Genomic DNA, 13,217 nt, shown 5'->3' on the forward strand with positions numbered 1-13,217 from the left:
TAAGCGCTTTCGTTCTTTCTGAGTGGCGGAGGGGTGGCATGGAGATCAGGCCTCAGGCGGTTGTCATTCCCAGGGAGACCGACAATTTGGAGCAGGGGAAGTATGGCCCCGTTTTTCCGAGGACTCCTGCGTGTTACGGGTTCACCATCATCGCGAACGTGAAGCCTGGCCGGGCCGAGGCGATCCGCGAGTACGGTTACACCTTGGCCAAGGCTTTGGAGGAGGATCCTTATCTTCTCGCTCCGTTGAAGTTGCACTACCTGCGCTGGGTTCTGTTCGACGACGACACGCGTTTCATGTACCAGGGGATCTTCGACACCGATTTCGACAAGTACACCGAAGATGCCATTGCGTTGTTCAGCAAGGCTGGGGTGAATACGGCTTTCGAGAATCTTGAGGGATTTCCGGAGGACTGGCGTACCAATCCGGAGGCGTTCGTCAGATTCGTGCGGGAACACCACTGCCCGAGTTTCATCGAGTACGGGGAGTATCCGTACGTCACGGCTGATGAGGTCAAAAAGGCTCTGCGGATCAAGGGCGCCTTGTCCGAAATGCTCGATCAGTTGCAGTGAGAACGGGATTCCGTCCGCCCGTCACGCTGCGGATCGGAGACGCCATGAGTGAGTCCACGACGGCCCGCACCTACAACCAGAACCATGTGTCCCGCCCCTACACCCAGGGTCGGAAACGGGTGAGCATCTACGTGGCGTGGAGCTATCCGGCCGAGGCCGGCCGGAACCCGGCTGAGCTGGACAACCGGTTCTCCACGATGACCGAGGTCCGGCGGGTGGCCTGGCCCGCTTACGAGGAACCGAGGTGGTCCGACCCGCTGCAGTTCCAGCAGGGCATCGCGGGTTCTCTGGAGTTGTTCTTCTGGGCCTGGGTGCCGTTCCAGTCGTTCGTGGAGGAGACCACTGGGCATGCTGTGCCGGTGTATCAACGCATCGATCAAGCCGGTTTCCGGACTTTGCTGGATGATCGGGTGCTGGCGGACACCGACACGTTGTTCGTCTTCGGCTTGGACCACATGATCACGGGGCAGGACGCCGAGCCAGAAGAGATCGATGCGTTGCGGGAATTCCTCCAGCGGGAGGGAACCTGCCTGGTCCTGGGGCCCCACCACGACGTGGGAGCCTCGGATGATCTGACCGTGCGGGAAATGGAGCACCACCATCACGGAGATCCGTTGGTTCCGCGCCAGCAGCGGTTCGCCAGGTACGTCCGGGGTCTGATGGACGGGCTGGGGGTGCCGGTGGAGAACCGCTACGGGTTGCGTCCTGCAGTGCGGGAACCGAACAAGATCGCCCCGTTGTCCGCGGCCAGGGATCTGGACACCAGAGGGTGGCTGGAGGGGGTGACCACCTTCAACTTCCACCAGCACTTGCCGCACTACGCCGTGACGACGGACGATCCGGATGGCATCCGTGTGCTGGCGCGGCAGCCGATCGACCGTTCCAGGCCGCACCCGTTCACCGAGGCCGGCAACACGGAGTTCAACAGTTTCCTGTGGATGCCCCCGACCGGTGATCGGGCCGGTGATGTGCTGCTGGCGGACTCCACGATCTTCAGCTCGTTGTTCGGCGGTGACGAAAGCCTGCGGAACTTCTGGAAGAACGTCGTCTCGAAGTAGTGTTGCAAGGAGACGGGACCATGAGCGGGCACGCGCCGGTCGCGCTGGAACTCGATGACATTCAGCGCGGGGTTCTCAGCCCCAGGCCGACCCCGTACGCGGCGACCTACCTCGTTTTCCGCATCGATGACCGGGCGCACGGGCGGGAGCTGATGCGGCGTGCGAGCGCCGTGGCCACCCCTGCTGCGGGCTCGCCCAGTCCCCTCGGAGAGACCTGGGTGAGCGTCGCGGTCACCTACCACGGCCTCAAGGCACTCGGTGTACCGCACGAATCGTTGGGCACCTTCGCCTGGGAGTTCCGGCAGGGGATGGCTGCCCGGGCCAAAGCGCTCGGCGACGTGGGTGAGAGCAGGCCCGAGAAATGGGAGGCGCCCCTGGGAACAGCCGACGTCCACGTGGCGTTCGCGGCTGTGGCACCGGATACCGAAAAGCTGGAGGCGGCCATCGATCGGGCCCGCACGGCGTACGACCGCCTGCCCGGCATCACCGCGATCTGGCGGCAGGACTGCTATGCGCTGCCTACCGAGACCGAGCATTTCGGCTACCGGGACGGCGTCAGCCACCCTGCTGTCGAGGGCAGTGGTATCGCCGGGTCGAACCTGCTGGAAATGCCGCTGAGAGCCGGTGAGTTCGTTCTCGGCTACCCCGACGAGTTAGGTGGCGTGCAGACCCCGCGGCCAGAGGTGTTGGGGCGAAACGGCAGTTACGCGGTCTTCCGCAAACTCCACCAACGGGTTGCCGCGTTCCGGCGCTACCTCAAGGACAACTCCACCAGCCGCGAGGACGAGGAACTGCTGGCAGCCAAGATCATGGGGCGCTGGCGCAGCGGCGCGCCGCTGGCGCTCAGCCCGCAGCACGATGACCCAGCCCTCGGCGCAGACCCGCATCGCCGCAACACCTTCCTCTACGCGCGCGACGACCCGGCGGGGTTCATCACCCCGGGAGGCTGCCACATCCGCCGCGCCAATCCCCGCGATTCGTCGGTGGCAGGGGAAGTGCGACTGCACCGCATGATCAGGCGCGGCGCCGTCTACGGTCCGCCGCTCGCCGACAGCGTGATGGAGGACGACGGTGTGGACCGCGGACTCATGTTCTCCTTCATCGGCGCCCACCTCGGGCGGCAGTTCGAGTTCGTCCAGTCCGAATGGCTGAACGACGGAGTCTTCTTCGGCTCAGGCAACACCAAGGACCCGGTAGCCGGAGCCCACGAGGGCCTCACCGATTTCATCATCCCCCGGCGGCCCGTGCGTCGGCGTCTGCCGCCGCTGCCGCGGTTCGTGGTCACACGCGGGGGCGAGTACTGCTTCCTGCCCGGACTGAGTGCCTTGCGCTGGCTGGGCGATCTCCAGGACTGACCCGCGATGGCGAGCACCGCGGCGCGCTTCAGCACGGGCGCCACCGGAGGTGGAATGGCCCATGGACACCTTGCATCTGCTGTTCAACGCCGTCACGGTGATCTTCATCGCCGCCACGATGTTCGCCGCCAGTCTGGGGACCACCATCTCGGCGTTGCAGGACATCTTCGCCGACCTTCCGCTGCTCCTGCTGGTGCTCCTTGGCAACCTGGTGGTCCTCCCGCTGCTGGGCTGGGGCATCGGTGCGCTGCTCGGCCTGCCCACTGCGGCGTTCATCGCGTTGATCCTGGTCGCCTCGTCACCCGGCGGGCCGTTCGGCGCGAAGCTGGCCATGGTGCAGAGCGGGGATGTGGTCGCGGGCGCGGCCATGCAGGTCCTGCTCGCCTCTGTCGGCAGCCTGACCTTCGGCCCGACCGCCAACGGCATCCTCACCATCGCCAAGGTCGGTCCAGGAGTGTCCTTCGACGTCGGCGCGTTGGTGCTGACCGTGGCGATCCTGCAGCTCATTCCGTTCGCCGTCGGCCTGCTGCTACGCCGATGCACGCCGGCAGTGGCGCGATCCTGGCACCCCGCCACAGCCAAGGTCTCGAACGTGACTTTCCTGATCGTGCTGGCAGGCATGCTGCTGGGCAACTGGCGCGACGTCGTCGCACTGCTCGGTTCGCTGACGCTCCTCGCCGGGTTCGCCCTCGCCACCGCGGCCTTCGTCGCCGGAACGCTGCTGGCAACAGGCCCGGCGGTGCGCCGCACCACGATGGGAAGCGTCGCAGCGGTGCGTAACGTGGGGCCTGCGCTAGCTGCCGTCGTTATCGCCTTCGGAGACGAGCCGGCGCTCCTCGGCGCGCTCGCCGCGGTACTGCTCGCCGGGTTGGCGGCAGCACTGCCAATCGCGGCGATCCTCGGCCTACGGCGCAGCAAAACCCGCAGCGACGGCAACCGCTGAACTGCTCGACACTGAGATCAAATGATCGGTCACGATGACCTTCACTCACCAGGGCAGGCCGACTCACCCGATCAAAGGTCCCCAACACGGCGTGCCGCTCGTAGGATTCGGGATGTGGCACCGTTGTCGCCCCGGATGCCGGAGATCGGCGCGCTCGAAGTTCTGCTCAGCGTTGCACGGCTGGGGAGCTTGAACCGTGCGGCCAGGGAACACGGCATCTCGCAGCCTGCCGTGAGTTCCCGGATCCGTTACATGGAGCGGCTGGTTGGTGTGCGGCTGCTGGAGCGTTCCACCTCCGGTTCGCGGTTGACTCCGGCCGGTGCGCTCGTCGCGGACTGGGCCCGCGACGTCGTGGAGTCCGCGGCGGTGCTGGATGCGGGGATCAGCGCGTTGCGGGAGAAACGTGCGCATGAACTGGGTGTCGCGGCGAGCATGACGGCGGCCGAGTACCTGGTGCCGGGCTGGCTGGTCGTGCTGCACGAACAGGCGCCGGAGTTGAAGGTGTCGTTGCGGCTGGCCAATTCGGCTGAGGTGGCCAGGTCGGTGCTCGGCGGTGAGGTGGAGCTCGGGTTCGTCGAGGGTCCGTCGGTGCCCGAGGGGCTGGACAGCCAGGACGTGGCTGCGGACCGGCTGGAGGTGGTGGTGGCGCCGAGCCACCCGTGGAGTCGTCGGCGCACTCCGATACCGGCGGCGGAGTTGGTGGCGACCCCGTTGATCCAGCGGGAACCGGGTTCCGGCACGCGGTACACGTTGGAGCGGGTGCTTGCCGCCTTCGGCCCGTTGGCCCCGCCGCTGCAGGAGGCTTCCTCGACGACTGCCGTGCGCTCTGCCGCCGTGGCGGGGGTGGCGCCGGCGGTGATCAGCTCGCTCGCGGTGGCCGGCGACCTGGTGGAGCGTCGGCTGGTCGCGGTCCCGGTTGAGGGGATCGACATGCGGCGGGTGATCCGCGCCGTGTGGCGGTCCGGTCATCAGCTGCTGGGACCGGTGCGGGACCTGGTCGGGGTGGCGACGCGGTCCCGGCACGCCACACGTCGCTCACACGACTGATAGTGGCAGCGGCACGCCCGCGAGGCCGCGCCGCACCACCGGCAGTTCCGCGGCGAGCTTCGCCATCGCCGTCGCGGACGGCGTATCGGGATCGCTCGCCACCACGGGAATCCCGGCGTCGCCCGCTTCGCGCATTGCGGTGTCCAGCGGAACCTGCGCGAGCAACGGCACGTCCAGTTCCACGGCGAGTCGTTGACCGCCGCCGGCGCCGAACAACGATGTGGCGGCACCGCACGACCCGCAAACCAGCGAGGACATGTTCTCCACGACCCCGGCGATCGGCATCCGCTGGTCGCGAGCCATTCGGCCGACGCGGGCGGCTACGTTCTGCGCTGCGGGCTGCGGTGTGGTCACCGCCAGCAGCGCGGCCTGCGGCACCAGTTCCAGCAGCGAAAGTGCCACGTCACCGGTGCCCGGGGGCAGGTCGAGCAGCAGCACGTCGAGATCGTCCCAGTGCACGTCCACCAGGAACTGCTCCAACGCCTTGTGCAGCATGGGGCCGCGCCACACCACGGGTTCGGCGTCGTCGACGAAGAATCCGACCGACATCAGCCGCACGCCGTGTGCTTCGACCGGCAACATGATCCCGTTCAACGCGATCGGGTTGCGCCGCACGCCGAAGAGGTGCGGGATCGAGTAGCCCCACACATCCGCGTCGAGCACACCGACACGTTGTCCGGACCGAGCCAGAGCAACCGCGAGGTTCGCCGTCACGCTGGACTTCCCGACGCCGCCCTTGCCACTGGCCACGGCGTAGACCCGGGTCCGCTCATCTAGCCCCCGCGGCCGCTCGTTTCGGATGTTGCTGGCCAGTTGCATGCGTTCCCGCTCCGACATGGTGCTGAAACCGACCTCGACCGAGGTGGCGCCGGCGTCGGTTGCGGCGGTGCTGATGGCTTCGCGGAGCGACTCGCGCAGCGGACACGCCGAGGTCGTCAGGGCGATCTCGATGCGCGCCCGACCCCGGCGGTCCACATTGACGTCGCGGAGCATGCCCAGCTCGGCGAGACCGCGGTGCAGCTCCGGGTCCTCCACGGCGCCGACAGCGGTGCGCACCAACCCGCTGTCGAGGCGGGGTCTTGTCCCGTGTTTCAACATCGGCATACCTCCGTGGGTCAGGCGCGGAAGGCGCGGCGCACCGGTGGCACCGGGCGCATCAGGAACTCCGGGCGTCGCTGGCCGTCGGGGCCGAGCGTGGCTCGGGTCTTGGCGAGCCATTCCCGGTACACCTCGCGGGAGCGCCGGGTGTCGACGTAGACGTCGCCGTAGCGGTCTTCCGAGTGGGCCGGGGCCAGACTGATCTTCTGCAGCCAGCAGTGCATGCCCGACCACGGGTCCGGATGCACCGCGAATGCGAGGTTCTGGTGCACGCCGGGGTCCTGCCAGTCGATGCGCGCGGAGTCCGGGTCATCGGAGTCGAACGGTGCGATTCCCGTCTTGTGCCGCAGCAGGAAGGTGTGCTGACCGTCCGGGTGGGACAGTTCGACCATGCCGGAGACCCACCTGCTGCCTTCGCCGGGGTGCAGTCGCCACCGTCCCATGTGGTGCGACAGTGCGCATACGCCCGGCCGGATCCCTTCGGTCACCCAGACGCGGCAGACGAAGTAGCCGATCTCGGTGCTGATGCGTACCAGGTCGCCGGTATCGACCCCGTGGTGCCTGGCGTCGGTGGAGTTCAACCACAGCGGGTGGGTGTTGCTGATCTCGTTCAGGTACTTGGCGTTCCCGGACCGGGTGTGGATCAGCGTCGGCAGCCGGAAGGTCGGCACCAGCACGAGTTCACCGGCGGCGGTGTCGATCTCGCTGTGGGCGACGTGCGACCGGATGTATCCCGGGGTGGCGTGCTCGGGCCAGCCCCAGTCGCGCATCGTCGTCGAGTACACCTCGAGCTTGCGCGACGGGGTGAGCCAGCCGGCGGTGATCGAACCGTCGTCGTGCCGCACGCCGACGGATCCGGCCTCGCCGACGACCGGTGGCGCGGACTCCAGCGTCACCGGCCGCCGGAACACCCCATCCGAATCTGCTTCCGCCCCCTCCAGCTCGGCCTCGGTGAGTTCCCGCTCGTCCTGGCGGTAGACGTCGTGGTCGATCTCCACGACGCCGTAGCGGCGCATGTACTCCAGCGGTGTCATTCCCTGCTCGGCCGCCTTCTCCGGCAGTCCCGGCACCTGGTTCTCGAACATCCAGCGGTAGTACTCGTCGACGGTGATCTTCTCGCCCGGGCGGTACGGCGACTCGAAGTGCTTGCGGATGCCCAGCGCGTTGTCCGGATCGATGCGCCAGGACAGCTCGAACCAGAACTCGTTCTCCTCCCACACCTCGCCGGGGTTGGTGTCGCGGGTGTCGGTGTAGTCGCGGCCGAGCCGGTCCATCGCGACTCGGCGCACCGGTTGGCGGAAGCCGAGCCACCGGCCCGCGTGGGTCTCGTAGGAGTGCGTGTCGTGACGTTCCGCGCCGTGGCCCATGGGCAGCACGTAGTCGGCGAATTCCGCGGTTTCCGACCAGGTGGGGGTCAGTGCGACGTGCAGGCCGACCTTTGCCGGGTCGGTGAGCTGCTGCATCCAGGTGAAGCCGTCCGGGTTGGTCCAGATCGGGTTGTAGACGCGGGAGAAGTAGATCTCCAGGCGGCCACGGCCCTCGGCCAGGAAGTGCGGCAGCAGGATGGACATCTCGTTGGTGGACAGCGGGTATTCCCGCGGCCAGGTCAGCTCGTTCCAGTGGTCGTGCGGCGCGGGCATCGCAGGCCCGTGCGGGATGAGCTTGTTCCAGCCGTTGGGGCTCGTGCCGCCCTTCGCGCCGATGCTGCCGGTCAGCGCGAGGACGAACCACAGCGCACGGGCGACCTGCCAGCCGCCGAGGTTGCCCGCGCACGCCGAACGCCAGACGTGTGAAGCCAGCCGGCCGCCGCACGCGGCCACGGTTTCGGCCACCTCGGCGATCTTGTTGGCCGGGACCCGTGCCTCCCGGGCGGCGAACTCGAAGGTGTACTCGGCGTAGTCGGATTCCAGGCGGTCGAGGAAGGTTCCGAAGTCCGACGGCGCGTCGGGGTGCAGTTCGCGCAGGTAGGTCTGCCAGTTGAACCAGCGCCGCAGGAAGGCCTCGTCGATCTGGCGGGTGCGCAGCAGGTGCGAGGCGATCGCCAGCAGGATGGCGGCCTCGCTGCCGGGCCAAGGCGCCAGCCAGGTGTCGGCGTGCGAGGCGGTGTTGGACATCCGCGGATCCAGCACGATCAGCTTCGCGCCGTCCTGCTTGCCCTCCATGATCCGCTGGGCGTGCGGGTTGAAGTAGTGCCCGGTTTCCAGGTGCGAAGACAGCAGCAGGATCACGTTGGCGTTGGCGTAGTCCGGCGATGGGCGGTCGTAGCCGGCCCACAACGTCATGCCGAACCGCGCGCCGGACGAGCAGATGTTGGTATGGCTGTTGTGCCCGTCGACGCCCCAGGCGTTCAGGAAGCGCTCAGCGAAACCGTCCTCGCCGGGGCGCCCGACGTGGTACATCACCTCTTCGTGGCGGTTCTCGACGATGGCCTGACGGATCCGGGCGGCGATGTCGTCAAGCGCCTCGTCCCAGCTGACCCGCTGCCACTGCCCGGCGCCGCGGTCGCCGGTGCGCTTGAGAGGGTGCAGGATCCGTTCCGGGTCGTTGAGCTGGTTGATCGTCGCCGGTCCCTTGGCGCAGTTGCGGCCCCGTGACCCCGGGTGCGCCGGGTTGCCCTCGAGCTTCTTGATGGACAGATCGTCCTTGTCGACGTAGGCGAGCAGTCCGCAGGCGCTCTCGCAGTTGAAGCAGGTGGTGGGCACCAGCGTGTACGAGCGGGGCACCTTCCGCGGATGCGCCTTGGCGTCGTACTCGACGTGGTCGTCCCAGGTGGACACGGGCGGGAAGTTGCGCAGGTGTTCGTGGTTCCGCGCGCCCGGCAGCGCCGGTTCGGGGCGTGGTTGCTCGTCGTGCATGGGCGTTTCCTCTCCCGATTCAGGACAGCGGAACGTCTTGGGCGGCGCGCACGAACACGCTCTCGTAGGCCAGCAGCGCGCCCTGGACGACGACCCCCGCCAGCACCGGGAGCACGACGGACGTGCCCTGCCACCCGGTTGCGGCCGCCACCGCGGCGACGCAGGCAGGCACGACGCCACCACCCCAGAACAGGCGCGCGTAACGGCCGTGGGTGACCATGTGCGCGGCGGCCTGGGAATTGCGGGTCGGGTGCCGGCCCAGGTACTCCAGGAGCAGCATCACCACGTGCAGGACGGTGCTGATCGCCAGACTGCGGGCGACGAGCGCGACCGCGTCGCCGGACGGGTCGGCGAACGCCGAAAGCGGCAGCATCGCACCGGCGCCGACCATCACGGCCTGCACCATGAGGTGCCAGAACAGCAGCGGGGACTGCCACAGGTCGCGGCCTTCGGCCTGGCCGAACAGGAATCCGGTGTACCCGGCGGTCAGCGCCGCTGCCGGCACCACCGCCCAGGCCAGCGCATCGAGAATCGCGTTGGCGGTGCTCGTGCCGACCACCCCTGCGGCGGCCAGCACTCCGGTGCACAGCCAGGCGGTCGCGATGGCGGCGAACACGCCCAACACCACCGCGCCCCAGACCAGCCACGACGTCGGGTTGGGCTTCAGCAGCAGATACAGGAAGCGCTTGGGCTGCTTCAAGTCCCAGACCAGCAGAACCCCGGTGGCAGCCACCCCGACGACACCGAGCGCCGGTGCGACGACCGTCCCCAGCGGACCGAGATCGACGCCCAGGAACCGCGCCAGCGCGGCGACCAGCAGTGCGCCGGCGCCGAACGCCTTCGTCCACAGGTAGGTCGTCACACGCCACCCCCACGGGCGCGGATGTGCCGTGTTCAGCGTGGTGCGCGCGCGGCTGACCGGGTCGACGGGAAGGTCCTTCGATGCCTCGCGGCGGTGCTCGTCGGGCTGCGCCCAGATGTAGGACTCGCCGGTCGGCGCCGCCAGCGGATCCAGGACGGCCCGGTCCGCGCCGAGGTAGAAGACGTTCGGCCCGGTGTTCTGCTCGGGTGCCCGCACCTGGACCGGATTCTCGTTGACCAGCTTGGCGATCCCGCTGCCGGGATCGTCGAGGTCTCCCACCCAGATCGAGTGGGTCGGGCACACCACAACGCACGCCGGCTCCAAGCCCTCGTCGACCCGGTGGGCGCAGAAGTTGCACTTGGCGGCAGTGCGGGTGTCGTCGTCGATGTAGATCGCGTCGTAGGGGCAGGCCTGCATGCAGCCCTTGCACCCGATGCACCGTTCCCGGTCGAAGTCGACGATGCCGTCGTCGCGCTTGAACAACGCCTTCGTCGGGCAGATCCGCACGCACGGCGCGTCCGTGCAGTGATTGCACCGCATCACGCCGAAATCCCTGGTAGCGGCGGGGAACTCACCCGATTCGACGTATTTGACCCAGGTCCGGAACTGGCCGACCGGCACCTCGTGCTCGGTCTTGCACGCAACGGTGCAGGCGTGGCAGCCGATGCAGGTCCGCTGGTCGATGGCGAAGCCGTAACGCACACCGTCCTCCTCGCCAATAGCAGGGGTGGAAGCCATTCGCGGTCGGGTCGAACGAGGTATGTTCGGCGCCCCATTTCCTCTGGGCGTCGAGGACCCGTCCGGATCAGACCGTAGATCGGTTCGCCTACATCGGCATCAAAGGCCGATGTAGAGGGGTATCAGGTGATCTTTGGCCTCCGGTGCGTTGGTGGGGAACGGCGAACGGAACCAATCAGCTGCCGGTCTGGTCGACCAGGTAGCGGGGGAGTTGCCGACACTGCGTGGTCATAGCCTTGCTGGTTGAACCGGTTGGAATCGGTCACCAGCAGGCGGCGTGGTCGACCAGGGCGGTACCGACCGGAACCACGGCTTCGCGCTGGGCGTGGGCGGGATCGGTACGGGCGGTGAGCTCGGCGCATGGGTTGCTTCGCCACGTCAATCCACGCGAGGGCCTCGATGCTGACCCCGATACCCAGCTTCTGGTTGAAGCATCGATGCAGCCGGAGGCTCTCGCGCTCCACAGCAGCGGCACGGCCCACATCTCCCTGTCGCAACAGAGCAATGCCGTGGTGGCTCAGAAGGTAAGACTTGTACCAGCGTTCACCGTGCGCATCGCAGAGCGAGAGGCATTCCTCGCGCGATGTTCGATCACGCGAACGCGCAGTCGCTGTGCGCCGGGTGTCACGATCGTAAGACCCGCGTCGAGAACGCCCAACGGCAACGAAAGCCGCGCGATGAACGCGGAGAAAGCCAAGCAGACCGCGTTTAGCGCGGTCTAGAGGTGCGGGAGAGGGCTCCCACCTTCCGGACTGGGCCGTCCTTTTCGCAGCCGGCGCACGAGCGTGGTCACTGCGAGGACTAGTAGCCACACGAACGCGATTCCGCAAAGCATTGCGCTGACGGGCGCTGCCCAGAGCAGGTAGCTATAACGATGATCCGCTGGGGTGGGCGTGGCCAGGCCGACGTCAGCGAATGCCGAGGTAGTCGGCACGGCCCTTGGGGTGGTCCAGGGCTTGTGGATTCCCACGGCCCGGCCCGTGATCGCGGTAACGGGGATGCTTCCCCGCCCTTGCTGGTCGCGATGAACTCGGGAGTCTGCGGAGTTTGCCCGCCAGTCACCGAGGACGAAGACCATGCCCTGGGGCACAGCTTCCGCAAACGGTAACCGCCCGACTTGGTCACCCCCAGGGTCGTCGTGGCGGACGTACTCTTCGGAGATCGACGTACCGTTCACCTGAATCCGGCCCTGCTGGTCGCAACAGGACACCGTGTCTCCGGCGATCGCGACGACCCTCTTGATGAACGGCTCGTCAAAGGACCAGGATGACCCGTCGAAAACGACGATGTCGCCTCGCTGCACGTCGTGATCATCGGCCACGGTGATGATCACATCGTCTCCGGGCTGCACGGTGTTGCTCATGTCGGGAGAAGAGACGGGGTAGATCTCGTAGTTGGCCCAGAACACGATCGATGCCCCGACGTAGACCAGCAGACCAACGGCCATGACCGTCGCAGCCAACGTCCACGAAACCCAGCGGGTGGTAGCGGACCTCATCGAGTGTCGATGGTCGTTTGGCTCGTCCGCCGCGGCCATGCTGACCCGCCTTCTCTCAAAGACGCCGCACTGGCCGGATCCTCGGCAACCCGACCGCCAGTCGTCGGAAGCACCACGAGAGTGCCCTGCCCTGGCGTGGATGACGAAGACGTGGTCTGCACCTGGCGTCTCTCGTGGCTGTGGAACGCCAGACTATCCAATGCCCTCTAGGCGCTTCCCTGCCACCGCACTGCCCCATAGGGGAGTTCAGATCACAGCGCTTCGCCGCCGTGGAGGGCGCCACCGGAGCCGCGCTTTCCGCGTCTCAAAATCCCGCGTCAAGGGGCGTGGCTGGTCTTGCCCGCCGCGGCTGCGCCTGCATTGGCGGCTCTAACTGTTCAGTGTCAGTCTTCGAGCTCACCGTAGATTGCCGTCGCCCAGTGCATACCGCGCGATAGGTGCGCGAGGTAGCGGGCGTCGCGCGCGGTAAGGGTGAACTCGACGTACGGGTAGCCGTCGAGGGTTTTGGGTGCCACGAAATCGTCGTCGTCGGCGTCCCAGAAGGGCGGCATGTTGTGCGGTTCGCCTACTTCAAAGGCGTTGATGATTCCGTAGGCGCGGTCGAGGAAGGCCTCGCCGTCGCGCTCGCCCTGGATGTACCACTCGCGGTTGCTCATCCGCCTCATGCGGAACTGCATCCCGTACTTCTCCGCGATGCGTAGACTCGCCTGCTCGTAGGCGTCCGCACCTTCGGCGTCAGCTGCTGAAAGCATCGCCCCGTCGCCCGGTTCGATGCGGACTTCCGCCCCTTCGTCAAGTGCCTGACACTCCTCGAACTCCTCCTTCATCTCATGCTCGGTCGCGATCGCGGCCGCCCGCTCGCGGGCATGGGCAGCCGGTCGTCTCCGAGGTGGTGGCCGGCGAAGAAGTACCCGTGCTTCATGCGGTGCCATGCGTCGATGATGATCCGCAGCGGGAAGTCGAGTTCTTCCGGGAAGAATCCCGCATCGGGATTGATCATGTGGATCCGGCCGCGCAGGGTGGCATCCGTCTTGTCGTCGATGGAGATCCGGTAGAGGTCGGTCACGCTGCTGGGCTCCGTCCTGATTGTTGGAAATCAACTCCTAGGACGCTGGGGATCCTGATCAGGTTTCGTCGATTCCGCGTCGATTTCGCCAGTCGCCTTGGCTGACCTCGAATCTTCCACGCGGA

12 protein-coding genes are annotated in these 13,217 nt (G+C 67.2%); 6 read left to right on the plus strand and 6 right to left on the minus strand.

The genetic code is table 11. The annotated features are described in order from the left end of the window. Positions 1-38 precede the first annotated feature (38 nt). The 5 genes from AB0H93_RS31175 to AB0H93_RS31195 all read left to right on the plus strand — a co-directional run bounded on the left by AB0H93_RS31175 (position 39) and on the right by AB0H93_RS31195 (position 4,975). Entirely contained in the window at positions 39-572 is a 534-nt protein-coding gene (locus tag AB0H93_RS31175) for a hypothetical protein (protein WP_358577282.1), read from the plus strand. Positions 573-616: 44 nt separating this feature from the next. Further along, positions 617-1,630 (plus strand): hypothetical protein, encoded by a 1,014-nt coding sequence (locus AB0H93_RS31180; RefSeq protein ID WP_358577284.1) that lies wholly within the window; start codon positions 617-619, stop codon positions 1,628-1,630. 20 nt (positions 1,631-1,650) lie between these two features. Then, the gene (locus AB0H93_RS31185; protein ID WP_358577286.1) at positions 1,651-2,985 is read left to right on the plus strand and encodes a Dyp-type peroxidase; all 1,335 of its coding nucleotides are present in this window, start codon (positions 1,651-1,653) and stop codon (positions 2,983-2,985) included. Positions 2,986-3,082: 97 nt separating this feature from the next. Beyond that, positions 3,083-3,928 (plus strand): hypothetical protein, encoded by an 846-nt coding sequence (locus tag AB0H93_RS31190; protein ID WP_358577289.1) that lies wholly within the window; start codon positions 3,083-3,085, stop codon positions 3,926-3,928. 114 nt (positions 3,929-4,042) lie between these two features. Continuing rightward, entirely contained in the window at positions 4,043-4,975 is a 933-nt protein-coding gene (locus tag AB0H93_RS31195; RefSeq protein ID WP_358577291.1) for a LysR family transcriptional regulator, read from the plus strand. Here the strand turns inward: AB0H93_RS31195 and AB0H93_RS31200 are convergent. The 3 genes from AB0H93_RS31200 to AB0H93_RS31210 are packed head-to-tail and all read right to left on the minus strand — an operon-like array spanning position 4,964 to position 10,492. Next, positions 4,964-6,031, minus strand: coding sequence for an Mrp/NBP35 family ATP-binding protein (locus AB0H93_RS31200; RefSeq protein ID WP_358577294.1), 1,068 nt, complete (start codon positions 6,029-6,031; stop codon positions 4,964-4,966). The genes AB0H93_RS31195 and AB0H93_RS31200 overlap by 12 nt on opposite strands. Before the next feature lie 59 nt (positions 6,032-6,090). Beyond that, on the minus strand, positions 6,091-8,928 hold the full coding sequence (locus tag AB0H93_RS31205; RefSeq protein ID WP_358577297.1) for a molybdopterin-dependent oxidoreductase: 2,838 nt from the start codon (positions 8,926-8,928) through the stop codon (positions 6,091-6,093). Between the two features lie 19 nt (positions 8,929-8,947). Next, positions 8,948-10,492 (minus strand): 4Fe-4S dicluster domain-containing protein, encoded by a 1,545-nt coding sequence (locus AB0H93_RS31210; protein ID WP_358577300.1) that lies wholly within the window; start codon positions 10,490-10,492, stop codon positions 8,948-8,950. Positions 10,493-10,752: 260 nt separating this feature from the next. Here AB0H93_RS31210 and AB0H93_RS31215 point away from each other — a divergent pair, with 260 nt between their 5' ends. Then, positions 10,753-11,250 carry a hypothetical protein gene (locus AB0H93_RS31215; RefSeq protein ID WP_358577303.1) on the plus strand — a complete coding sequence of 166 codons (498 nt, stop codon included), beginning with the start codon at positions 10,753-10,755 and terminating at the stop codon, positions 11,248-11,250. On the opposite strand, the gene lepB is transcribed toward AB0H93_RS31215, so the two are convergent. From lepB to AB0H93_RS31230, 3 genes are all read right to left on the minus strand, one after another. Further along, complete coding sequence (gene lepB / locus AB0H93_RS31220; RefSeq protein WP_358577305.1) at positions 11,247-12,065, minus strand: signal peptidase I; 819 nt, start codon at positions 12,063-12,065, stop codon at positions 11,247-11,249. The two genes, AB0H93_RS31215 and lepB, sit on opposite strands and share 4 nt — an antisense overlap. A 344-nt stretch (positions 12,066-12,409) precedes the next feature. Then, positions 12,410-12,853 (minus strand): hypothetical protein, encoded by a 444-nt coding sequence (locus AB0H93_RS31225; RefSeq protein ID WP_358577307.1) that lies wholly within the window; start codon positions 12,851-12,853, stop codon positions 12,410-12,412. After that, complete coding sequence (locus tag AB0H93_RS31230) at positions 12,850-13,092, minus strand: hypothetical protein (RefSeq protein WP_358577309.1); 243 nt, start codon at positions 13,090-13,092, stop codon at positions 12,850-12,852. The genes AB0H93_RS31225 and AB0H93_RS31230 overlap by 4 nt, the downstream gene beginning before the upstream one ends. Positions 13,093-13,217 lie beyond the last annotated feature (125 nt).

It is taken from the genome of Saccharopolyspora sp. NPDC050642 (assembly GCF_040654735.1).
Classification (GTDB): Bacteria; Actinomycetota; Actinomycetes; order Mycobacteriales; family Pseudonocardiaceae; genus Saccharopolyspora; species Saccharopolyspora elongata.

Bases quoted from the DNA above. Each gene is read 5' to 3' on its own strand.
- AB0H93_RS31175 (WP_358577282.1), top strand. From the start codon at position 39: ATGGAGATCAGGCCTCAGGCGGTTGTCATTCCCAGGGAGACCGACAAT.
- AB0H93_RS31180 (WP_358577284.1), top strand. From the start codon at position 617: ATGAGTGAGTCCACGACGGCCCGCACCTACAACCAGAACCATGTGTCC.
- AB0H93_RS31185 (WP_358577286.1), top strand. From the start codon at position 1,651: ATGAGCGGGCACGCGCCGGTCGCGCTGGAACTCGATGACATTCAGCGC.
- AB0H93_RS31205 (WP_358577297.1), bottom strand. From the start codon at position 8,928: ATGCACGACGAGCAACCACGCCCCGAACCGGCGCTGCCGGGCGCGCGG.
- lepB (WP_358577305.1), bottom strand. From the start codon at position 12,065: ATGGCCGCGGCGGACGAGCCAAACGACCATCGACACTCGATGAGGTCC.
- AB0H93_RS31225 (WP_358577307.1), bottom strand. From the start codon at position 12,853: ATGAAGGAGGAGTTCGAGGAGTGTCAGGCACTTGACGAAGGGGCGGAA.